The organism is Pseudomonas sp. Marseille-Q0931 (assembly GCF_940789645.1).
Classification (GTDB): Bacteria; Pseudomonadota; Gammaproteobacteria; order Pseudomonadales; family Pseudomonadaceae; genus Aquipseudomonas.
The window spans coordinates 12176-32954 of record NZ_CALNWT010000012.1 but is presented as its reverse complement, the minus strand read 5'-3'; the positions used below and the strand labels follow the sequence as shown (position 1 = coordinate 32954).

Below are 20779 nucleotides of genomic sequence, written 5' to 3'. Positions count from 1 at the left end.
AATCTGCTGGCTTAGCCTCAGCAGAAGCTAGCGAGAAACCGAAGGCCGTAAGGCACGCCCGCAGGCGTAACGCTGTTCACGTAAGCGGCCGAACGCGATCAGTCCCTCACCTCTTCGGGAAAAGGGTTGGGACGGAGGAACTGACAGCCTTGCTGTATTTCAGCCCTCTCCCCCAACCCCTCCCCCAAGTGGGCGAGGGGAGACAGGCACATGCAGCCTTGGCGAACAGCGTTGACTTGAGCGCTATTTATCGTGGCTCGTCAGTTTCTCAGGGGCGGTGTGGGCGCGAGAGGAACTCGTGCGATTGCATTTCCAGCAGACGGCTCAGCGTACGCTGGAACTCGAAGCTCAGGCGGCCGCCGGTGTAGAGATCCTTGAGCTCCACCTCGGCAGAGATGATCAGCTTGACGTTGCGGTCGTAGAACTCATCTACCAGATTGATAAAGCGCCGTGCCATGTCGTCCTTGGCCACGCCCATCTGCTCGACGTTGGCCAGGATCACCGCGTGGAAGATCTTGCCCAGCTCGATGTAGTCGTTCTGGCTGCGCGGGCCGTCGCAGAGTTCGCGGAACTCGAACCAGGCCACGTCCTCGCACACACGTACGGCGTTGATCGCGCGGTTCTCGATCATCAGCGCCTCGTTCTCCACCATGTGCGTGCAGTCGGGCAGCAGGCTCTGGAAGCTCTTGCGCAGGCTCTCTTCCGCCGTCGGCCCGAGTGGGTAGTGGAACAGCTCGGCCTGCTCCAGTGCACGCAGGCGGTAGTCGACGCCGCTGTCGACGTTGACGATATCGGTATGCTCCTTGAGCAAAGCGATGGCTGGCAGGAAGCGCGCACGCTGCAGGCCATCCTTGTACAGGCCGTCCGGAACGATGTTGGAGGTGGCGACCAGCGACACACCGTTCTTGAACAGCTCTTCGAGCAGTGTGGCGAGGATCATCGCGTCGGTGATGTCGCTGACGAAGAACTCGTCGAAGCAGATCACCCGCGCCTCGTCGGCGAAACGCTTGCCAATGATGGTCAGCGGATTCTTCTCGCCCTTGAGGGTCTTCATTTCCTCGTGCACGCGCTTCATGAAACGGTGGAAGTGGGTGCGCATCTTCTGCTCGAACGGCAGCGCATCGAAGAAGGTGTCGACCAGATAGGTCTTGCCGCGTCCCACGCCGCCCCAGAAGTAAAGGCCCTTGACCGGCCCCTGCGGCTTCTTGCCGAACAGCTTGCCCATCAGCCCGGACTTGCCCTGGTCGCGCGCGATCAGATCGTCGTATAGACGCTGCAGATGGCGGACGGCATTTTCCTGGGCCGCATCATGGAAGAAGTCGGGCCGCTTGAGGTCGGCCTGATAACGCTCGAGAGGGGTCATGATTCGTTAGAGCCTGTTCAAAGTCTGCTGCGCGTCGGGCCTGCTGCGTTAGAAACAGTCTGGAACGCCAGCCCGGTCGAATGCTCATGTACACCAGTACACTCCGCGTCCTCGCCTGTCTCTGCCTTGCATGCCTCTAGCTCGCGAGCCTTTAAACAGGCTCTCGGCCGGCAAGTAAAAACGGGGGCGTCACTTTAGCGACGCCCCCGTTTGTTGGCAATCATGGCCGTAGCGCGGATGCAATCCGGGAGTCTTGGCGGTACCCGCCCCGGATTTCATCCAGGCTACTTCAATCCTGCGGCGCAAGCGCCTCACGCAGGCGGGCGATGGCAGCTTCCACGGCCTGACCGTCGGCAAATTCGGGGCTGCCTGCCACGTTTTCACCGTCAATCCATACCGAGAACGCCAGACCATCGGCACGCACATCCAGCGCTTCGCCGGACTGCAGGCGCTTGTTGACCATACCGGCCGACTTGCCATCGGCGAAGGATTTCGACAACAGCAGTTGCTCGCCATCGACATCCAGCAGACGGAAGCGGAAGCTGCCGTCGTCATCGCGGAAGCTGACGAAGCGTGCGCTCTTGCTGGCTTTCTTCTTCTCGCCAGTAGCCACCTGCACCTGCTCACGGAACGAGCGCAAGCCCACCGCCTCGCGCAGTTCGCCGAGGAATGGTGTGGCGATCTTGCGCGCCTTGGCGGCGCCGGCGAGGAGAATGTCCTCCAAATCGGCCGGCTTGGCGATCAGCGCGTTGTAGCGCTCGCGCGCCTCGCCCAGAGTGTCTTCGAGCAGCTGATACAGGCGATTCTTCGCCTCGCCCCAGGCCAGGCCACCTTCCAGGTCAGCGCGGAACTCGGCCTGCTGCGACTGGCTGGCGAAGGCCTGGTACAGGGTGAACAGGTGCGAGCCTTCGGCGTCCTTGGGTTCCCCCGGCAGCCTGGAATCGGTAACGATGCGCGCCACGGCATCCTTGAGCTGCTTCGCGGTGCCGAACAGCGGGATGGTGTTGTCGTAGCTCTTGCTCATCTTGCGCCCGTCGAGGCCCGGTAGCGTCGCCACCTCCTCCTCGATCACCACCTCGGGCAGCACGAAAAGGTCCTTGCCCTTGCCGAACAGGTGATTGAAGCGCTGGCCGATGTCACGGGCCATTTCCACGTGCTGGATCTGGTCGCGCCCCACCGGCACCTTCTTCGCGTTGAACATCAGAATGTCCGCCGCCATCAGCACCGGGTAGCTGAACAGGCCCATGGTCACGCCGGCGTCCGGGTCTTCACCGGCTTCTATATTCTTGTCCACCGAGGCCTTGTAGGCATGGGCACGGTTGAGCAGGCCCTTGCCGGCGACGCAGGTCAGCAGCCAGCACAGCTCGGGAATCTCGGGAATGTCGGACTGACGGTAGAAAGTCGCCTTGTCGGTATCCAGGCCCAGCGCCAGCCAGGTGGCGGCGATCTCCAGACGCGAGCGCTGGATGCGCGCCGGGTCATCGCACTTGATCAGCGCGTGGTAGTCGGCGAGGAAGTAGAACGAGTCCATCTGCGGGTCGCGGCTGGCCGCAATGGCCGGGCGGATGGCGCCGGCATAATTGCCCAGGTGCGGCGTGCCGGTGGTGGTGATACCGGTAAGGATACGGGTGGTCATGACGTTCGCTTAGAAATGGCTGGAAAACTTACAGTCGAGGCAACAGCAGATCCTTCAGATCCGTCAGCTTGCCGTGAAAAAAGTGACCGCATTCTGCCACTTTCAACAGCTCGTGGGCACGCCCGAGATTGGCCGACCACTCGTAGACCGCCTGCGGCTCGACCACTTCGTCGGCGTCAGGCTGGATCACCACCAGCGGACACTGGCTGGCCGGTGGCGTATCGGCCGTCAGACGATGCACCGCCGGTGCGACCATGAACAGCTTGCTGAGCGTAACGCCCTGTGCCTCCAGGCGAGCGCCCAGCGCAGCCGCCACGAAACCGCCGAAGGAGAAGCCCAGCAGGGTGATAGGCAGATTCGGGTACTTTTCCTGCAGCCAGGCAGCGACGGCTTCGGCGTCGTCCACTTCGCCAGTGCCCATGTCGTGACTGCCGGCACTGGCGCCAACACCGCGGTAGTTGAACCGCAGCGTGTGATAACCACAGTCACGCGCGGTACGCTGCAGCGTGGACACCACCTTGTTGAGCATGGTGCCGCCCTGTACCGGGTTGGGATGGCAGACCAACGCCACGCCCCGGGCGTCAGGCACCTCCAGTAGAAGGGCTTCGAGTTGGCCTACCGGGCCCTGAATGAAAAGAGGGGTTTCGCGACTGAGCAACACTGAACTCCGTGACCCCACATCGGGTCGACTCGTCTAGCAAACTGCCTGTGCGGCAAATGACCCTGTTCAGCGTTTCACACGCTCGCGCAATGCAAGGCAAAACAGGAGAGGAAACGCAGTGTACTGTTGTACATGAGCATTCCGAACCTGTTTTTACCCAGCATTGCCAACATGCAATAAACTCCGAGCAGGTTCTGGTCGTATACAGCACAGGCTCAAGCCGCTAACGTAAAGCAAAGCCGTTTTGAGAGGAAGGACTCGTGGAACAGACCGTTACAGCCTGGTTGATACCCGCTCTGACCCTGGTGGTCGGCATCGCCGTGGGCTTTGTGCTCGCCCGCCTGGCCCCCAATGCTGCACCTGGCCGTACGCAGCGGCAGATGGATGAAATGCAGGCGCGCTTCGAGGCCTACCAGAGCGAAGTGGTGACCCACTTCAACACCACCGCCAGCCTGGTTAAGAAACTTACCCAGAGCTACCAGGACGTGCAGGAGCACCTGTCCGACGGTGCCAACCGCCTGGCCCTGGACGAACTGACCCGCCAGCGCCTGCTGGCCACCCTGAACAGCACAGACTCGAGTGAAAAGCGCGAGCGCCTGACGCCGCCGAAGAACCACGAAATGCCCAAGGACTATGCGCCGAAGAGCGATGGCCCCGGCATGCTGGACGAAAGCTACGGGTTGAAGAAGTAACCAACCTGCACGTCCGGCTAGAACACAAAGCCCCGCAATGCGGGGCTTTTTCGTTGGCACCGGCGGCGGGTCATCCGCAGTCGCGCGCAGCTTCATCCCGGTCATCCGCTCAAAGAGTCTGTGGAAAAGCGGATCGCCGCGCCCCCTGCAAGAACAGCCTCAGCCTCCAGCCAGGCGCCATGACCTTCGCGGACAAGTCCGCTCCCACAGGGGGAGCGGTGGTGCTGTTGTGGGAGCGGACTTGTCCGCGAATGCTCGTCGGCCCATCGATAGTGCCCTAGGCGCTAGAGGGTTGCCGCACGCCTGTCGGCCCCCCTGCACTGCATCCTCACCGCCCCCCAGAACGAAAAAGCCCCGCACGAGGGCGGGGCTTTCGTTCAGCAGGCGACCGTCAGATCGCGCCGCGGCTACGCAACAGATCCAGCACCGCCTTGACGCCCTCCTCGACCGACTGAGTCTGGGTGTCGATCACCAGATCGGCATCCAGCGGTACGTCATAGGGGAAGCCTTCACCGGGGATGTTGTCGCCACCGGCGGCATACAGCCCCTGCGGGTCACGCTCGGCGCAGATCTGCGGAGAGGCCTGGACGTAGACGGTGACCAGACGCTCGCTGCCGATCAGCGCCTTGGCCTGCTCGCGGCCCTCGGCATCCGGGGCGACGAACGCTGCCAGGGCGATCAGCCCCGCCTCGTTGAACTGGCGCGCTACATGGGCGGCACGGCGCCAGTTCTCGGCGCGGCCGGCGCGATCCTGCGGCAGGCCCTTGTTCAGGTCATGGCGCAGGTTCTGCCCGTCGAGCACGTACACGGCGCGGCCCATGTCGAACAGCTTGCGCTCGACCGCATAGGCCAGGGTGCTCTTGCCCGCGCCGGAGAGGCCGCTGAACAGCACGGTGGCCGGCTGCTGGCCGAAGCGCGAGGCGCGCTCCTCGGTCGACACATGGGCCAGACGGCCATGCTGACCGCCGCCATGGGCGACCGGATCGGCGATGATCATGCCGGCGCCGACGGTGCCATTGGTCAGGCGATCGATGACGATGAAGGCACCGGTGGTGCGGTTGTACTCGTAGCCATCCAGGGCAATCGGCGCGTCCAGGGCGATCTTCACCCGGCCGATCTCGTTGAGCTTCAGCTCACTTGCCGCGCCCTGCTCCAGGGTGTTCACGTCAACGCGATGAACGATGCTGGGGATCGAGCCGGGCACGTAGCTGGTGGCGCGCTTGATGTCGTATTTCTTGCCCGGCAGCATCGGCTCTTCGCCCATCCACACCAGCATGGCCTCGAAGCTGTCGGTGACCTGCGGGCGGTTGTCGGCATGCACCAGCATGTCGCCGCGTGAAACGTCGATCTCGTCTTCCAGAGTCAGAGTGATCGCCTGGCCCGGGCCGGCATGCTCCAGCTCGCCCTCGAAGGTGACGATGGATTTGACCTTGCTGGTCTTGCCCGAAGGCAGCGCCATGACCTCATCGCCCTTGCGCACGATGCCGCTGGCCAGGGTGCCGGCGAAACCGCGGAAGTTGAGGTTCGGGCGGTTGACGTACTGCACCGGGAAGCGCAGGTCGTCGAAGTTGCGATCACCCGCCACTTCCACGCTTTCGAGGATTTCCATCAGCGACTGGCCGCTGTACCAGGGCGAGCGCTCGGATTTGTTGACCACGTTGTCGCCCTTGAGCGCCGACATCGGCACGAACTCAAGGGTGGTCGGACGCAGGTTGATCTTCTCGGCGAAGGCCAGGTAGTCGGCCTTGATCTGCTCGAACACGCCCTGGTCGAAATCCTTCAGATCCATCTTGTTGACGGCGACGACGATGTGCTTGATGCCCAGCAAGGACGCGATGAAGCTGTGGCGCTTGGTCTGGGTTTGCACGCCATAACGGGCGTCGATCAGGATGATGGCCAGGTCGCAGGTCGAGGCGCCGGTGGCCATGTTGCGCGTGTACTGCTCATGGCCGGGGGTGTCGGCGATGATGAACTTGCGCTTGGCGGTGGAGAAGTAGCGGTAGGCGACATCGATGGTGATGCCCTGCTCGCGCTCGGCCTGCAGGCCGTCGACCAGCAGCGCCAGGTCGACTTCCTCGCCGGTGGTGCCGCTCTTCTTGGAATCCTTGGTGATGGCTTCCAGGTGATCTTCATAGATCATCTTGGAGTCGTGCAGCAGGCGGCCGATCAACGTGCTCTTGCCGTCATCGACGTTGCCGCAGGTGAGGAAGCGCAGCAGTTCCTTGCGCTCGTGCTGAGCCAGGTAGGCGTGAATGTCCTGGCTGATCAAATCGGATTGGTGACTCATGGTGCGTGATCCTCAGAAATAGCCCTGACGTTTCTTCTCTTCCATCGACCCGGCGGCGTCGTGATCGATCACGCGGCCCTGGCGCTCGGAAGTCCGGGTCAGGAGCATTTCCTGGATGATGTCGGTCAGGCTTTCCGCCTCGGACTCCACCGCGCCGGTCAGCGGGTAGCAGCCCAGGGTGCGGAAACGCACTTTCTTCTTCTGGATGCGCGCCTTTTCCTCGTCGGTGAGGTGCTCGAGGATGCGTTCGTCATCGATCATGATCAGCGTGCCGTTCTTCTCGATCACTTCGCGCTCGGCAGCGAAGTACAGCGGCACGATTGGGATCTGCTCCAGGTAGATGTATTGCCAGATGTCCAGCTCGGTCCAGTTCGACAGCGGGAAGACGCGGATCGACTCGCCCTTCTTGACCTTGCCGTTGTACACGTTCCACAGCTCGGGGCGCTGGTTCTTCGGGTCCCAACGGTGCTTGCTGTCGCGGAAGGAATACACGCGCTCCTTGGCGCGCGACTTCTCTTCGTCGCGGCGCGCGCCACCGAAGGCGGCATCGAAGCCGTACTTGTCCAGCGCCTGCTTGAGACCTTCGGTCTTCATCACGTCGGTGTGCTTGGCACTGCCGTAGGTGAAGGGGTTCATGTCCTGTGCCACACCGTCGGGGTTGATGTGGGTCAGCAGATCCAGGCCGTATTCACTGACCATCTTTTCGCGAAAGCGGTACATCTCCTGGAATTTCCAGCGCGTATCGACGTGTAGCACCGGGAACGGCAGCTTGCCGGGGAAGAATGCCTTGCGGGCCAGGTGCAGCATCACGGCTGAATCCTTGCCGATGGAATAGAGCATCACCGGGTTGTCGAATTCGGCGGCCACTTCACGAATGATGTGGATGCTTTCCGCCTCGAGCTGTTTCAAGTGCGTCAGTTTGTCGAGCATGGCTACTCACGGTTTGCTGTTATGGGGCCGGCGGGCCGTGGACGAGCGCGCACTCTATCACAGCGTCTGCTTATACTCAGGACGCTGGTTAGACCGAAACGATCTAGGGTTATACCTGCGCGTTCAGACGCTTCAGACCGGATTCGGGCAGTCGATGAACAGGTGTTCAAGGGCGAAACGCCGCGCCAGATAATCGCCCAGCGCCTGCACGCCATAGCGCTCTGTGGCATGGTGGCCTGCAGCGATGAAGCTCACGCCATTCTCCCGCGCGCTGTGGAATGTCTGCTCCGAGGCTTCGCCGGTCAGGTAAAGATCGACACCAGCGGCGATCGCCTGATCGATATAGCCCTGCCCGCCCCCCGTGCACCAGCCGACCCGGCGGATCAGGCCTTCGCCTTCCACCAGCAGCGGCTCACGCCCCAGCGCCTGCTGTACGTGACGGGCGAAATCGATAGCACTCATCGGCTCTGTCAGCGAGCCGACGAGGCCAACGGTGCGCGGATTTTCCGGCTCCAGAGGGCCCTCGACCACGATGCCCAACTGCCGAGCGAGCTGCACGTTATTGCCCACTTCGGGATGAACGTCGAGCGGCAGGTGATAGGCCAGCAGGCTGATGTCATGAGCCAGCAACGCTTTCAGACGACGCTGTTTCATGCCGGTGACGCAGGGGTTTTCACCCTTCCAGAAATAGCCATGATGGACCAGCAGCACATCGGCCTCGGCGTCGATGGCGGCTTCGATCAGAGCCTGGCTGGCGGTGACGCCGCTGACGATACGACTGACCTGCGGACGCCCCTCGACCTGCAGGCCGTTAGGGCAGTAATCGCTGATGCGCGACGCGTTCAGAAAAGCGTCAGCTTCTTCCACCAACGTGGACAGGGCAATGGCCATTAAGATTCCTCTCAAGCTGTTGCGGGCCGCTGCCTAATTGGCGAGCACCTCACTATAATGCGCCACCTTAAGGGCCGAATTTGGCCCCTGCAACTCTCAGGATTGTCTCGATGCCCCAGGCACTGCGTTTTCTCGGTTGGCCCCTGCTGGTTGGTGTGCTGCTCGCACTGCTGCTGATCCAGCGCTACCCGCAATGGGTAGGTTTGCCAAGCCAGGACGTGCAACTGGTGCAGGCCCCCATCTACAGCCGCCTGCAGGAAGGGCCGGTGTCCTACGCCGAGGCCGTCGACACTGCTTCGCCGGCGGTAGCCAACCTGTACACCACCAAGCTGGTGAGCAAACCTGCGCACCCATTGTTCGAAGACCCGACGTTCCGCCGCTTCTTCGGCGACAACCTGCCACGCCAGCAGCGTATGGAGTCGAGCCTGGGCTCAGCGGTGCTGATGAGCAAGGAAGGCTACCTGCTGACCAACAACCATGTGGTCAGTGGCGCCGATCAGATCGTCGTGGCCCTCAAGGACGGGCGCGAAACCCTTGCGCGGGTGATCGGCAACGACCCGGAAACCGATCTGGCAGTCTTGAAGATCGACCTGCCCAATCTGCAGGCCATCACCCTGGGCCGCTCCGACAGCATTCGCATCGGCGACGTCACCCTGGCCATCGGCAACCCCTTCGGCGTGGGCCAGACCGTGACCATGGGCATCATCAGTGCCACCGGGCGCAACCAGTTGGGCCTCAACACCTACGAAGACTTCATCCAGACCGACGCGGCCATCAACCCCGGCAACTCCGGCGGCGCGCTGGTCGATGCGCACGGCAACCTGGTTGGCATCAACACGGCGATCTTCTCCAAGTCCGGTGGCTCGCAGGGCATCGGTTTCGCCATCCCGGTGAAGCTGGCCATGGAAGTGATGCGCGCCATCATCGAGCATGGCCAGGTAATCCGTGGTTACCTGGGGGTCGAGGTGCAGCCGCTGACGCCGGAGCTGGCCGAGTCCTTCGGCCTCGATGGCCGCCCCGGCATCGTCGTTGCGGGCGTGTACCGTGACGGCCCGGCGCAGAAGGCCGGTCTGCAACCGGGCGACCTGATTCTCAGCATCGATGGCGAACCAGCCAGCGACGGCCGCCGCTCGATGAACCAGGTGGCGCGCACCAAGCCGGGTGACAAGATTCGTATCGAGGTCCTACGCAACGGCAAGCCGCTGCAGCTGACCGCCGAGATCGGTATCCGCCCTCCCGTTAACGGCAACTGATCGACCAGCATTTTCAGGTGGGAACTTTTCTCGATTGAGGTTATTGTAATGTTATTACATTAATTACAATTCTCTGGAGATTCCCTTGCGCGCCACCACCGCCCTGCTTGCCGGCAGCCTGCTAACACCTTGGGTCGTTGCAGCAGAATCTCCGGCCCAACTCGCTGACAGCATCATCAGCGCCCCCAGCGAACAGGCCGATGGGCCGGTGCAGGGCTACCGCGCCAAACGCTCGGCCAGCGCCACCCGCACCGATACGCCGATCAGCGAGATTCCTCAGGCCATCAGCGTGGTGCCCGCGCAGGTGCTGGAAGATCTTGGCAGCAGCCGTATCGATCGCGCCCTGGACTTCGCCGGCGGCATGTCGCGGCAGAACAACTTTGGCGGCCTGACCTTCCTCAACTACAGTGTGCGCGGCTTCACCACTGGCGAGCTGTATCGCAACGGCTTCGCCATCAACCGCGGCAGCTACAGCTCGCCGGACGCCTCGGCCATCGAACGCCTGGAAGTGCTTAAGGGACCGGCCGCCGCGCTGTACGGGCGTGGCGATCCCGGCGGGCTGGTCAACATCGTCACCAAGCGCCCGCAGCTCGAAGCTTTCACTCAGTTCAAGGCCAGTGCCGGGCGCTGGGATCGCTACCGCAGCAGCCTCGACGTCAACAGCCCGCTGAACGATGAGGGCACGCTGCTCTCGCGGGTCAACCTGGCGGTGGAGGACAACGGCAGCTTTCGCGATCACGTCGGCAATCAACGGCAGATCGTCAACCCGACATTCAGCTGGCAACTGTCGCCCGACACCCTGCTGATGATCGACAGCGAGTTCTCGCGCACCGATGCGGTATTCGACCGTGGCATTCCCGCCGTCGACGGCAAGACGGGAGTAGTCAAGCGCTCTACCTTCCTCGGCGAGCCCAACGACGGCAAGATTCGCAACGACAACCAGTTGCTGCAGGTGAGCCTCGAACACTACCTGAACGATGCCTGGAAAATGCGTCTGGCCAGCCACTACAGCCAGGGCACGCTGGAAGGCAACAGCTCCGAGACGTCGCGGCTGATCGGTGATCAGGTCACTCGTTTTTACCGCGAGCGCAGCTTCGAGTGGAACGACAGCATCACCCAGGCCGAGCTGCACGGTCAGTTCGACTGGGCCGGCTGGCAGCACCAGACGCTGCTGGGCCTGGAATACGAGAACTACCGCAACAGCCAGAAGTACCCGCAAAGCGTCACCGGCCTCGGCTATGGTCTGGACATCTATAACCCGATCTACGGCCAGCCCAAGCCCCCCATCGTCAACCCCAACGACTTTCACGAGCACACGGAAAGCTACGCCCTCAACCTGCAGGACCAGATCAGCTTCAGCGAGCGCTGGAGCGGCCTGCTCGGCGTGCGTCTGGAGCGTTTCGAGCAGACCGCGCTGAACCGCAGCACGCGGGTCAGCAACGAGCAGAGCAAGGATGTCGCCACACCGCGCGCCGGCGTGCTCTATCAGCTGACTCCGGAAGTCGGCGTGTTCGCCAACGCCTCGATGTCGTTCAAGCCCAACGCCATAGGTGCCCAGGGCCAGGTGTTCAAGCCGGAGAAAGGTCTCGGCTACGAGACCGGCCTGAAGCTCGACCTGGCAGACGGGCGCATCGGCGCCACCGTGGCGTTGTTCCATATCGAAAAGGAAAACGTGCTGACCGCCGCCCCGAACAACCCCGGCGACAGTATCGCCGCCGGCAAGGCCCGCAGCCAGGGCCTGGATCTGCAGGTCAGCGGCCAGCTCAGCGACGCCCTAAGGGTGATCGGCGCCTACGCCTATATCGACGCCGAGGTAACCAAGGACAACAGCATCCCCGAGGGCAGCGACCTGCTTGGTATCGCTCGCAACAGCGCCAGCCTGATGAGCGTTTACCAATTCCAGGGCGGCACGCTGCAGGGTTCCGAACTGGGGGCAGCGATCACCTACGTTGGCGACCGTTCCGGGCAGACCGGCAGCGATTTCGAATTGCCGGCCTACACCACGGTCGACCTGCTCGCCCGCTGGCAGGCGACGAACGATCTGAGCCTGGGCCTGAATCTCAACAATCTGTTCGACCGCAAGTACTACGAACGCGCGTTCAACAACGTCTGGGTAATACCCGGCGACCCACGCAACCTCAGTGTCAGCCTGACCCTCAACCTCTGAATCGGAGATTCACATGCGCATTCCTGCCTACCTGCTCCTCGCCGGCCTGTTCGCCAGCAGCGGCGCTCTCGCCCACGGCCTGTGGACTGAAGAGCGACGCGGCAACATCGAAGTGGTCTATGGCCACGGCGCCGAAGATAACGCCTTCAAGGCAGAAAAGATCAGCGGCGCCTGGGCCTACGATGTTGCCGGCAAGATGATTCCGGTAACCGTCGAACGCCTGGCCGACCACGCCCGTCTGCAGCCACTGAAAAAGCCCGCCGTGCTCGGCGTGGCACTGGACAACGGCGCCTGGTCGAAAACCCCGGACGGCAAATGGGTCAATCAGGGCCGTAGCCAGGTGCCGGACTCCTCCGAGTCACTGCACACCTACAAATACAGCCTGGCGATCTACGCCGAAGGCGCCAAGCTCCCCGATCTCAAGGCGCTGAAACTGGTCATCGTTCCGGAGACCGATCCGCTCAAGGTCGGCCCGGGCAAGCCGCTGCCGGTACGCGTGCTGGCCGACGGCAAGCCGCTCGCAGGCGTCGAGCTGGTTGGTGATTACCGTGGCGCGCCGCACCAGGTCAGCGCCAAGACCGATGCCGAGGGCCGCGCTCAGGTCATGGTGCGCAACGAAGGGTTGAACATCATCAGCGCTTCGGTCTACCTGCCGGTGAAGAACGATCCGAACATCGAAAGCCGTGGTCTGTTCACCTCGCTGACCTTCCTCGGCCAGCCGCATCACGAGTGATTCCCGCGGAAAGCGCATGAAAAAGCCGGTGGCGCGTGAGCGTCACCGGCTTTTTTGCAACCTGCTGCCTGGCTTACAGGCCTTGCAGGGCGTCCAGCAGAGCCTGGTTCTGCTCCGCCGTGCCGATGGTGATACGCAGAAACTGAGCGATGCGCTGCTGCTTGAAGTGACGCACGATCACGCCCTGCTCGCGCAATCCTGCCGCCAGACTCGCGGCATCCTTGCCCGGATGACGGGCGAAGACAAAGTTGGCCGCTGACGGCAGTACGTCGAAGCCCAGACCCTGCAAGCCGGCGACCACCACCTCGCGGCTGGCGATCACCTGCTGGCAGGTCTTTTCGAAATAATCACGATCTTCGAACGCTGCTGCCGCACCGGCGATGGCCATGCGATCGAGCGGGTAGGAGTTGAAGCTGTTCTTGATCCGCTCCAGCGCCTCGATCAGATCCGGGTGACCGACCGCGATGCCGACGCGCAGACCGGCCAGCGAACGCGACTTGGACAAGGTCTGGGTGACCAGCAGGTTCGGGTACTTGTCGACCAGAGCGATGGCACTTTGGCCGCCGAAGTCGATATAGGCCTCGTCTACCAGCACCACTGAATCCGGGCTGTTCTGCAGCAGACGCTCGATGGCCTCAAGCGGCAGAAGGCAGCCGGTCGGCGCGTTGGGGTTGGGGAAGATGATGCCGGCGTTCGGCTTGGCGTAATCCTCAACGCGGATCTGGAACTCATCATCCAGCGCCACCTGCTCGAAGTCGATGCCATACAGGCCGCAGTAAACCGGGTAGAAGCTGTAGCTGATATCCGGGAACAGCAGCGGCGCATCGTGCTGGAACAGGCCGTGGAAGGCATGCGCCAGGACTTCGTCGGAACCGTTACCGACGAACACCTGGGCCGGCTGCACGCCGTAGTAATCGGCCACCGCCTGCTTCAGGCGCTCGCCGTTGGGGTCCGGATACAGACGCAGGTCGTCGTTGACCTCGGCCTGCATCGCCGCGATAGCCTTGGGCGACGGGCCATAGGGGTTCTCGTTGGTGTTGAGCTTGACCAGCTTGCTCAGCTTGGGCTGCTCACCCGGCACGTAGGGCACCAGGTCTTTGACGAAGGGGCTCCAGAATTTGCTCATCTGCCCTTCTCTCCTCGAATGCGGTTCGCGTTGCTTTTGTAGGAGCGAGCTTGCTCGCGAAAATGGCGTTCGCGAGCAGAACTCGCTCCTACGCGGTTCGGGTCACTCTTTGATGCGGTACTCGGCGCTGCGTGCGTGCGCGGTCAGCGACTCGCCACGGGCCAGCACCGAAGCACTCTTGCCCAGTTCCGATGCGCCGTCCGGCGAGCAGAAGATGATCGACGAGCGCTTCTGGAAGTCATACACCCCCAGCGGCGAGGAAAAGCGCGCAGTACCGGAAGTGGGCAGCACGTGATTCGGGCCGGCCACGTAGTCGCCCAGGGCTTCTGCGGTGTAGCGGCCCATGAAGATGGCGCCGGCGTGGCGGATCTGCGGCAACCAGGCTTCCGGGTCGGCCACCGACAGCTCCAGGTGCTCCGGCGCGATGTGGTTGGCCACCTTGATGGCCTGGGCCATGTCCGCCACCTGGATCAGCGCGCCACGGCCTTCCAGCGAGGTGCGGATGATCTCGGCCCGCTCCATGGTCGGCAGCAGCTTGGCGATGCTCTCGGCAACCTTGTCGAGGAAAGCGGCATCCGGGCTGACCAGGATCGACTGAGCATCCTCGTCGTGCTCTGCCTGGGAGAACAGGTCCATGGCGATCCAGTCCGGATCGGTCTGGCCGTCGCAGACCACCAGGATTTCCGACGGGCCGGCGATCATGTCGATGCCCACCTTGCCGAACACGTGGCGCTTGGCAGTGGCCACGTAGATATTGCCGGGGCCGACGATCTTGTCCACCGGCGGCACGCTCTCGGTGCCATACGCCAACGCGGCGACGGCCTGGGCGCCACCGATGGTGAAAACGCGGTCGACGCCGGCGATGGCAGCCGCAGCCAGGACGATCTCGTTGATCTCGCCGCGCGGGGTCGGCACCACCATGACCACCTCGGGCACGCCGGCGACCTTGGCAGGAATCGCGTTCATCAACACCGAAGACGGATAGGAGGCTTTGCCGCCCGGCACGTAAAGGCCGGCGCGGTCCAGCGGCGTGACCTTCTGACCCAGCACGGTGCCGTCGGCTTCGGTGTAGCGCCAGGAGTCCTGCTTCTGCTTCTCGTGGTAGCTGCGCACGCGCTCAGCGGCGACCTCGAGGGCCTGGCGCTGCTCGGCGCTGATGCGGGTCAGGGCCAGCTCCAGACGCTCGCGCGGCAGGATCAGGTCGGCCATGGAGGCGACCTCAAGGCCATCGAAACGCTGGGTGTACTCGACCAGAGCGGCATCGCCGCGCTCGCGCACGGCCTGGATGATTTCCAGCACGCGCTGGTTGACGCCATCGTCGGAGACGCTTTCCCAGGACAGCAGATGATCCAGATGACGCGCGAAGTCCGTGTCGGCGGCGTTGAGTCGGCGGATGGCAACGGGTGCGGTCATAGCGAAAGCCTCATTAAATGGCGTTTTTCTCGGGCGCCCGTAATGTAGCAAGCCCACCGTGCGGGCACCCAAGAAAAATGGCTATGACACGGATAGGCTGCCGCGACCAGAGGTCGCGAAAAGAGTCAGCCTTGGTGTCGCGCCTCGACGGCGCCACGCAGGGTTTCGATCAGCGCCTGGATGCGCGCGTGCTGCATCTTCATCGAAGCCTTGTTGACGATCAGGCGCGAGCTGATGGTGGCGATCAGTTCCTGCGGCTCCAGGCCGTTGGCACGCAGGGTGTTGCCGGTGTCGACCACGTCGATGATCTTGTCGGCCAGACCCACCAGCGGCGCCAACTCCATCGAGCCGTACAGCTTGATGATGTCGACTTGGCGGCCCTGCTCGGCGTAGTAGCGCTTGGCAACGTTGACGAACTTGGTGGCCACACGCAGGCGTCCTTTCGGCTCCGGCGCACCGACCTTGCCGGCGGTCATCAGCTTGCACTTGGCGATCTGCAGATCCAGCGGCTCGTAGATGCCCTGGCCGCCGTATTCCATCAGCACGTCCTTGCCTGCCACGCCGAGGTCGGCGGCGCCATGCTCGACATAGGTCGGCACGTCGGTGGCACGCACGATCAACAGGCGCACGTCATCCTGAGTGGTGGGGATGATCAGCTTGCGGCTCTTGTCCGGGTTCTCGGTCGGCTCGATACCGGCAGCCGCCAACAGCGGCAGGGTGTCATCGAGAATGCGGCCTTTGGACAGGGCGATGGTCAGCATGAAACGGTTTCCTTGAGCGGAAGCGGCCGCACCAATCGGTGCGGTCTTACAGCAATGGAGACTTAGCCCGGCACTCGGCGGATCTTGGCACCGAGCAGTTGCAGTTTCTCTTCGATGCACTCGTAGCCACGGTCGATGTGGTAGATGCGGTCGATCAGCGTATCGCCTTCGGCCACCAGCGCAGCCAGCACCAGGCTCGCCGACGCACGCAGGTCGGTCGCCATCACGGGCGCGCCCTTGAGCATCTCTACGCCGGTGACCACCGCCGTATTGCCTTCGACCAGGATGTTAGCGCCCATGCGCAGCATCTCGTAGACGTGCATGAAGCGGTTTTCGAAGACGGTTTCTATGATGGTGCCAGTGCCTTCGGCCACGGCATTCAGGGCGATGAACTGCGCCTGCATGTCGGTGGGGAACGCCGGGTACGGCGCAGTGCGCAGGTTGACGGCCTTCGGCCGCTTGCCCTTCATGTCCAGCTCGATCCAGTCCGGGCCGGTGGTGATCTCGGCGCCCGCTTCCTGCAGCTTGGCCAGCACGGCCTCCAGGGTCGACGGGTCGGCATCCTTGACCTTGACGCGGCCACCGGTGACGGCGGCGGCGACCAGGTAGGTACCGGTCTCGATACGGTCGGGCATCACGCTGAAGCGCGTGCCATGCAGGCGCTCGACGCCGTCGATGATGATGGTATCGGTGCCGGCACCCTGGATCTTCGCTCCCATGGCGATCAGGCAGTTGGCCAGGTCGACCACCTCCGGCTCGCGCGCGGCGTTTTCCAGCACGCTGCGGCCCTTGGCCAGGGTCGCGGCCATCATGATGTTCTCGGTACCGGTCACGCTGACCACGTCGAAGAAGAAGTGCGCGCCGCGCAGGCCGCCTTCCGGCGCCTTGGCCTTGATGTAGCCGCCTTCGACATCGATGATCGCGCCCATCGCCTCGAGGCCGCGGATGTGCAGGTCGACCGGACGCGAACCGATGGCGCAACCGCCCGGCAGCGCCACTTCGGCCTCACCGAAACGGGCGACCATCGGGCCGAGCACCAGGATCGAGGCGCGCATGGTCTTTACCAGCTCGTAGGGTGCAACCAGGGTCTTGATCGCGCGGGCGTCGACTTCCACCGCCAGCTTCTCGTCGATCACCGGCTCGATGCCCATGCGACCGAACAGCTCGATCATGGTGGTGATGTCGTGCAGGTGCGGCAGGTTGCAGATGGTGACGGGGGCGTCGCCCAGCAGGGTGGCAGCCAGAATCGGCAGCGCAGAGTTCTTCGCACCGGAAATGCGGATTTCGCCATCGAGGCGAGCACCGCCGGTAATGATCAGTTTATCCATAGGAATCTCGTCGCCCGCAGGCTCAGGAACGCGCGGCCCAATCGGCCTGGCTGAAGAATTTCATGGTCACGGCGTGGATGCTGCCACTGGCGATCCAGGCATTGAGATGGGCGTAGATCTGCTGCTGACGCTTGACCGGGCTGAGTGCAGCCAGCTCGTCGCTGATCAGGTTGAGCTGGAAGTTGCAGCCTTCGCCTTCGACTTCCACCTGGGTGTTCGGGAGTTTTTCCTCTAGGAGGCTTTTTACTTCTGCAGCCTGCATGCTCGACCTCGACTGACGCATTCGGGCTACCTACGCCCGCGGGTCGGCCATCATACAAAAAAGCCTCCCGCCTGCGAACCCCGCCAGCAGCGGTGCTGACGGAACGACGGGAAGCGCTTCACGGTTGCAGCGGCAGCAGTTCCAGCAAACCGCTGACCTGAGCGATCTCGCGCATGTCGTCGGGCAGCGCGCTGATCGACAGCTCACGCCCGGCCTTGCGCGCATCGCGAACGAACGCCAGCAGCAGCGCCAGACCGACGCTGCTGGATTTTTCCACCGCACTGCAGTCGAGCGACAGCTGCGCGGCGCTGCTGGCGGCGATCAAACGCGCGCCCTGCTCACGCAACTTCGGGCCGGTGCGGTAATCGAGCACACCACTGAGCTGCAGTTGCCCAGCGGCGCGCTCGCTGATGCTCGCCTGACTCACGATTCGCCCCGAGCCTGGCGCGCCCTGGCCACGGTATCGGCCCAGGTGTCGATGACCTTGTCCAGATCGTTGCGGTTGTTCTGCATCGACTGGGCGAACTGGTCGCGGAACAGCTTGCCGACGTTGATGCCATTGATCACCACGTTGCGCAGCTTCCAGGTGCCATCCTGGGAAACCATGGTGTAGGACAGCGGATAAACTACGCCCTTGCCGTCGCGGATTTCCATGCCGACCGACGTGCGCTCGGCGTCCTGCTTGCCGCTGGCCGGCAGTACGCGGATGTCCTGGTTGTTGTATTCGAGCAGGGCGTTGCCATAGAACTGCATCAGGCTGCGCTTGAAGTTCTCCTGGAAGCGGCTCATCTGCTCGGGCGAGGCCTGGCGCGAGTAGCGCACGGTCATCACGCCACGGGAGATGCCATCGACGTCGACCACCGGGCCGAGAATCTCGTTGAGCGACTCATAGAACGCATTGGGATCGCTGCGATAGCGCTCCTTGTTGGCCTTGAGGTCGGCCAGCAGGGTATCGGTGGTCTGCTGCACCACCTCGTGGGCGCTTGGCGCGGCGACGGCTAGCAGCGGCATGGCGGCAAGCAACGCCAGCAGGGAATTACGCACGGTCTTGAACATGTCAGGAGCCCTCATCAATTGGCTTCATCTTTATTGACCGAATTGAGCAGGAATTTGCCAATCAGGTCTTCCAGCACCAGCGAGGACTGCGTGTCGTGGATGGTACTGCCGTCCTTGAGCACCTCCTCGTCACCACCGACGCTGATGCCGATGTACTTCTCACCGAGCAGACCTGCAGTCAGGATCGACGCGGTGGAATCCTCGGGCAGGTTATTGACGTTGCCATCGAGTTCCAGGGTCACTCGGCCCATGTAACTGTCGCGGTCCAGGTCGACGGCGGTGACCTTGCCGATGCTCACGCCGGCCATGGTCACCTTGGCGCGTACGGTCAGCCCGGCGATGTTGTCGAAGTAGGCGTAGACCTTGTAGGTATCGCCTGCACTGCCGACGCTCAGGCCGCTGACGCGCAGGGCCAACAGCAGCAGGGCCAGCACACCGGCCATGAGGAACAGGCCGACACCAATCTCCAGCGTGCGGTTTTGCATCAGAAGTCTCCAAACATCAAAGCGGTCAAAATGAAATCCAGGCCAAGCACGGCCAGCGAGGCATACACCACGGTGCGTGTGGTCGCGCGGCTGATGCCCTCGGAAGTGGGTTCGCAGTCGTAGCCCTGGAATACGGCGATCCAGGTCACCACGAAGGCGAAGACGATGCTCTTGATCACGCCGTTGAGCACATCGTCATAAAAGGAAACACTGTTCTGCATGTTGGACCAGAACGATCCCTCGTAGACGCCCAGCCAGTCCACGGCGACCATCGCCCCGCCCCAGATGCCGACGACACTGAAGATCATCGCCAGCAGCGGCATCGAGATGAAACCGGCCCACAGCCGTGGCGCGACGATGTACTTGAGCGGGTCGACACCGATCATCTCCAGGCTGGAGAGCTGCTCGGTCGACTTCATGTTGCCGATCTCGGCGGTCAGCGCCGAACCTGCGCGACCGGCGAACAGCAGCGCAGTGACCACCGGCCCCAGTTCACGCAGCAGGGTCAGGGCGACCATCTGCCCGACCGCCTGCTCGGAGCCATAGCTGACCAGGATGTTGTAGCCCTGCAGGGCCAGCACCATGCCGATGAAAACGCCGGAGACGACGATGATCGCCAGCGACATCACGCCGACCGCGAACAGCTGTTTGATCAACAGTTGCAACGGCTTGCCGGCGCGACTGCGGCCGAACAGCGCGCCGACTAGGAACAGCACCGAGCGCCCCAGCGTCGCAACCACATCGATACCCGCACGACCGAACAGCCGCAGCCGTTCGAGCGGTGAAATTCTGCGCATCAACCTCTCCCCAACAGATCTTCGCGGTAGTCCGGCGCTGGAAAATGGAACGGCACCGGGCCGTCCGGAATGCCCTTCATGAACTGACGAATACGCGGATTATCCGACTCCATCAGCTCGGCCGGCGTGCCCTGCCCCAATACCTGCGCATCGCCGACAACGTAAATGTAATCCGCGATGCTGGCGGTTTCCGCGAGATCGTGAGAGACCACCACGCTGGTGATCCCCAGCGCATCGTTGAGCAGGCGAATCAGACGCACCAGCACGCCCATGGCGATAGGGTCCTGGCCGACGAACGGCTCGTCATACAGCAGAATTTGCGGATCGAGAGCGATAGCGCGGGCCAGCGCCACACGACGCTTCATGCCGCCGGACAGCTCGTCCGGCATCAGCTCCAGCGCGCCGCGCAGGCCAACGGCCTGCAGTTTCATCAGGACGATGTCGCGAATCATCTCTTCCGGAAGCTTGGTGTGCACCCGTAGCGGGAACGCCACGTTCTCGAACACGTCGAGATCGGTGAACAGCGCGCCGCTCTGAAACAGCACGCCCATCTGCTTGCGCATGTCGAACAGCTCGTCCCGCGACAGCTTCGGCAGGCTCACGCCGTCGACGCGGACATCGCCTGCGGAGGGGCGCAGCTCGGCGGCGATCAGACGCAACAAGGTAGTCTTGCCGCAGCCGGAGGGGCCCATGATGCCGGTGACCTTACCGCGCGGAATGCGGATGTCGACCTTTTCGAAAATCGACCGCGCGCCGCGCTGAAAGCTGACGCCCTGCAACTCGATCGCGTACTCGTGCTCGGCGCTCATCTGAACTCCTCGAAAACCAGGCCTTCCTTGCAGACGCCGCCTCCCGATGCCAGGACACGCGCCGGCCAGAGGGGGCCAAAATGGCCGCGAACTATAGCATTTGCCGGACATGCCGCCCAATAGCGCCAC

General features: G+C 63.0%; 20 protein-coding genes. 4 read left to right on the top strand and 16 right to left on the bottom strand.

Annotated elements, in window-relative coordinates; genetic code table 11:
- Nucleotides 1–268: 268 nt before the first annotated feature.
- The 3 genes from zapE to P3C50_RS18170 form a co-directional block, all read right to left on the bottom strand.
- Complete coding sequence (zapE, locus tag P3C50_RS18180; protein WP_275547036.1) at nt 269–1363, bottom strand: cell division protein ZapE; 1095 nt, start codon at nt 1361–1363, stop codon at nt 269–271.
- A 289-nt stretch (nt 1364–1652) separates the two neighbouring features.
- Nucleotides 1653–2999 carry a tryptophan--tRNA ligase gene (locus P3C50_RS18175; RefSeq protein WP_275547035.1) on the bottom strand — a complete coding sequence of 449 codons (1347 nt, stop codon included), beginning with the start codon at nt 2997–2999 and terminating at the stop codon, nt 1653–1655.
- 28 nt (nt 3000–3027) lie between these two features.
- Complete coding sequence (locus tag P3C50_RS18170; protein WP_275547034.1) at nt 3028–3657, bottom strand: alpha/beta hydrolase; 630 nt, start codon at nt 3655–3657, stop codon at nt 3028–3030.
- A 263-nt stretch (nt 3658–3920) separates the two neighbouring features.
- Here P3C50_RS18170 and P3C50_RS18165 point away from each other — a divergent pair, with 263 nt between their 5' ends.
- Entirely contained in the window at nt 3921–4352 is a 432-nt protein-coding gene (locus tag P3C50_RS18165) for a YhcB family protein (protein ID WP_197857517.1), read from the top strand.
- A gap of 391 nt (nt 4353–4743) precedes the next feature.
- On the opposite strand, the gene cysN is transcribed toward P3C50_RS18165, so the two are convergent.
- The 3 genes from cysN to P3C50_RS18150 all read right to left on the bottom strand — a co-directional run bounded on the left by cysN (nt 4744) and on the right by P3C50_RS18150 (nt 8460).
- The gene (gene cysN, locus P3C50_RS18160; RefSeq protein WP_275547033.1) at nt 4744–6639 is read right to left on the bottom strand and encodes a sulfate adenylyltransferase subunit CysN; all 1896 of its coding nucleotides are present in this window, start codon (nt 6637–6639) and stop codon (nt 4744–4746) included.
- 12 nt (nt 6640–6651) lie between these two features.
- Nucleotides 6652–7569 (bottom strand): sulfate adenylyltransferase subunit CysD, encoded by a 918-nt coding sequence (gene cysD, locus P3C50_RS18155; RefSeq protein WP_275547032.1) that lies wholly within the window; start codon nt 7567–7569, stop codon nt 6652–6654.
- A gap of 132 nt (nt 7570–7701) precedes the next feature.
- Entirely contained in the window at nt 7702–8460 is a 759-nt protein-coding gene (locus P3C50_RS18150) for a Nif3-like dinuclear metal center hexameric protein (protein ID WP_275547031.1), read from the bottom strand.
- 110 nt (nt 8461–8570) lie between these two features.
- On the opposite strand from P3C50_RS18150, the gene algW reads away from it, so the two are divergent.
- From algW to P3C50_RS18135, 3 genes are all read left to right on the top strand, one after another.
- On the top strand, nt 8571–9713 hold the full coding sequence (algW, locus tag P3C50_RS18145) for a Do family serine endopeptidase AlgW (protein WP_197857527.1): 1143 nt from the start codon (nt 8571–8573) through the stop codon (nt 9711–9713).
- 172 nt (nt 9714–9885) lie between these two features.
- On the top strand, nt 9886–11880 hold the full coding sequence (locus P3C50_RS18140; protein ID WP_275547148.1) for a TonB-dependent siderophore receptor: 1995 nt from the start codon (nt 9886–9888) through the stop codon (nt 11878–11880).
- 13 nt (nt 11881–11893) lie between these two features.
- A complete protein-coding gene (locus P3C50_RS18135) occupies nt 11894–12613 on the top strand; it encodes a DUF4198 domain-containing protein (protein WP_275547030.1) in 720 nt (239 codons plus the stop codon).
- A 73-nt stretch (nt 12614–12686) separates the two neighbouring features.
- On the opposite strand, the gene hisC is transcribed toward P3C50_RS18135, so the two are convergent.
- The 10 genes from hisC to P3C50_RS18085 form a co-directional block, all read right to left on the bottom strand.
- Nucleotides 12687–13739 (bottom strand): histidinol-phosphate transaminase, encoded by a 1053-nt coding sequence (gene hisC, locus P3C50_RS18130; RefSeq protein ID WP_275547029.1) that lies wholly within the window; start codon nt 13737–13739, stop codon nt 12687–12689.
- 102 nt (nt 13740–13841) lie between these two features.
- On the bottom strand, nt 13842–15152 hold the full coding sequence (gene hisD / locus P3C50_RS18125) for a histidinol dehydrogenase (RefSeq protein WP_275547028.1): 1311 nt from the start codon (nt 15150–15152) through the stop codon (nt 13842–13844).
- Between the two features lie 125 nt (nt 15153–15277).
- Nucleotides 15278–15913, bottom strand: a complete 636-nt coding sequence (gene hisG / locus P3C50_RS18120) for an ATP phosphoribosyltransferase (RefSeq protein ID WP_037046535.1) — start codon at nt 15911–15913, stop codon at nt 15278–15280.
- A 62-nt stretch (nt 15914–15975) separates the two neighbouring features.
- The gene (gene murA / locus P3C50_RS18115; protein WP_275547027.1) at nt 15976–17241 is read right to left on the bottom strand and encodes a UDP-N-acetylglucosamine 1-carboxyvinyltransferase; all 1266 of its coding nucleotides are present in this window, start codon (nt 17239–17241) and stop codon (nt 15976–15978) included.
- Nucleotides 17242–17263: 22 nt separating this feature from the next.
- The gene (locus tag P3C50_RS18110) at nt 17264–17503 is read right to left on the bottom strand and encodes a BolA family protein (RefSeq protein WP_197857538.1); all 240 of its coding nucleotides are present in this window, start codon (nt 17501–17503) and stop codon (nt 17264–17266) included.
- A 118-nt stretch (nt 17504–17621) separates the two neighbouring features.
- A complete protein-coding gene (locus P3C50_RS18105; protein WP_275547026.1) occupies nt 17622–17930 on the bottom strand; it encodes an STAS domain-containing protein in 309 nt (102 codons plus the stop codon).
- Nucleotides 17927–18559 (bottom strand): MlaC/ttg2D family ABC transporter substrate-binding protein, encoded by a 633-nt coding sequence (locus P3C50_RS18100; RefSeq protein ID WP_275547025.1) that lies wholly within the window; start codon nt 18557–18559, stop codon nt 17927–17929. The genes P3C50_RS18105 and P3C50_RS18100 overlap by 4 nt, the downstream gene beginning before the upstream one ends.
- A 14-nt stretch (nt 18560–18573) precedes the next feature.
- Nucleotides 18574–19044, bottom strand: a complete 471-nt coding sequence (mlaD, locus tag P3C50_RS18095) for an outer membrane lipid asymmetry maintenance protein MlaD (protein ID WP_197857541.1) — start codon at nt 19042–19044, stop codon at nt 18574–18576.
- Nucleotides 19044–19841: a lipid asymmetry maintenance ABC transporter permease subunit MlaE gene (mlaE, locus tag P3C50_RS18090; RefSeq protein ID WP_197857542.1), complete on the bottom strand. Its 798-nt coding sequence runs from the start codon at nt 19839–19841 to the stop codon at nt 19044–19046. The genes mlaD and mlaE overlap by 1 nt, the downstream gene beginning before the upstream one ends.
- Nucleotides 19841–20650, bottom strand: coding sequence for an ABC transporter ATP-binding protein (locus P3C50_RS18085; RefSeq protein ID WP_275547024.1), 810 nt, complete (start codon nt 20648–20650; stop codon nt 19841–19843). Before P3C50_RS18085 ends, mlaE begins: the two co-directional genes overlap by 1 nt.
- Nucleotides 20651–20779 lie beyond the last annotated feature (129 nt).

What these genes read in the sequence shown, in the direction of transcription:
- P3C50_RS18085 (WP_275547024.1), bottom strand. Translation starts at nt 20,650, where the DNA reads ATGAGCGCCGAGCACGAGTACGCGATCGAGTTGCAGGGCGTCAGCTTT.
- algW (WP_197857527.1), top strand. Translation starts at nt 8,571, where the DNA reads ATGCCCCAGGCACTGCGTTTTCTCGGTTGGCCCCTGCTGGTTGGTGTG.
- hisD (WP_275547028.1), bottom strand. Translation starts at nt 15,152, where the DNA reads ATGACCGCACCCGTTGCCATCCGCCGACTCAACGCCGCCGACACGGAC.
- P3C50_RS18150 (WP_275547031.1), bottom strand. Translation starts at nt 8,460, where the DNA reads ATGGCCATTGCCCTGTCCACGTTGGTGGAAGAAGCTGACGCTTTTCTG.
- mlaE (WP_197857542.1), bottom strand. Translation starts at nt 19,841, where the DNA reads ATGCGCAGAATTTCACCGCTCGAACGGCTGCGGCTGTTCGGTCGTGCG.
- mlaD (WP_197857541.1), bottom strand. Translation starts at nt 19,044, where the DNA reads ATGCAAAACCGCACGCTGGAGATTGGTGTCGGCCTGTTCCTCATGGCC.
- cysN (WP_275547033.1), bottom strand. Translation starts at nt 6,639, where the DNA reads ATGAGTCACCAATCCGATTTGATCAGCCAGGACATTCACGCCTACCTG.
- zapE (WP_275547036.1), bottom strand. Translation starts at nt 1,363, where the DNA reads ATGACCCCTCTCGAGCGTTATCAGGCCGACCTCAAGCGGCCCGACTTC.
- P3C50_RS18135 (WP_275547030.1), top strand. Translation starts at nt 11,894, where the DNA reads ATGCGCATTCCTGCCTACCTGCTCCTCGCCGGCCTGTTCGCCAGCAGC.
- hisC (WP_275547029.1), bottom strand. Translation starts at nt 13,739, where the DNA reads ATGAGCAAATTCTGGAGCCCCTTCGTCAAAGACCTGGTGCCCTACGTG.
- P3C50_RS18100 (WP_275547025.1), bottom strand. Translation starts at nt 18,559, where the DNA reads ATGTTCAAGACCGTGCGTAATTCCCTGCTGGCGTTGCTTGCCGCCATG.
- P3C50_RS18175 (WP_275547035.1), bottom strand. Translation starts at nt 2,999, where the DNA reads ATGACCACCCGTATCCTTACCGGTATCACCACCACCGGCACGCCGCAC.
- murA (WP_275547027.1), bottom strand. Translation starts at nt 17,241, where the DNA reads ATGGATAAACTGATCATTACCGGCGGTGCTCGCCTCGATGGCGAAATC.
- hisG (WP_037046535.1), bottom strand. Translation starts at nt 15,913, where the DNA reads ATGCTGACCATCGCCCTGTCCAAAGGCCGCATTCTCGATGACACCCTG.
- P3C50_RS18110 (WP_197857538.1), bottom strand. Translation starts at nt 17,503, where the DNA reads ATGCAGGCTGCAGAAGTAAAAAGCCTCCTAGAGGAAAAACTCCCGAAC.
- cysD (WP_275547032.1), bottom strand. Translation starts at nt 7,569, where the DNA reads ATGCTCGACAAACTGACGCACTTGAAACAGCTCGAGGCGGAAAGCATC.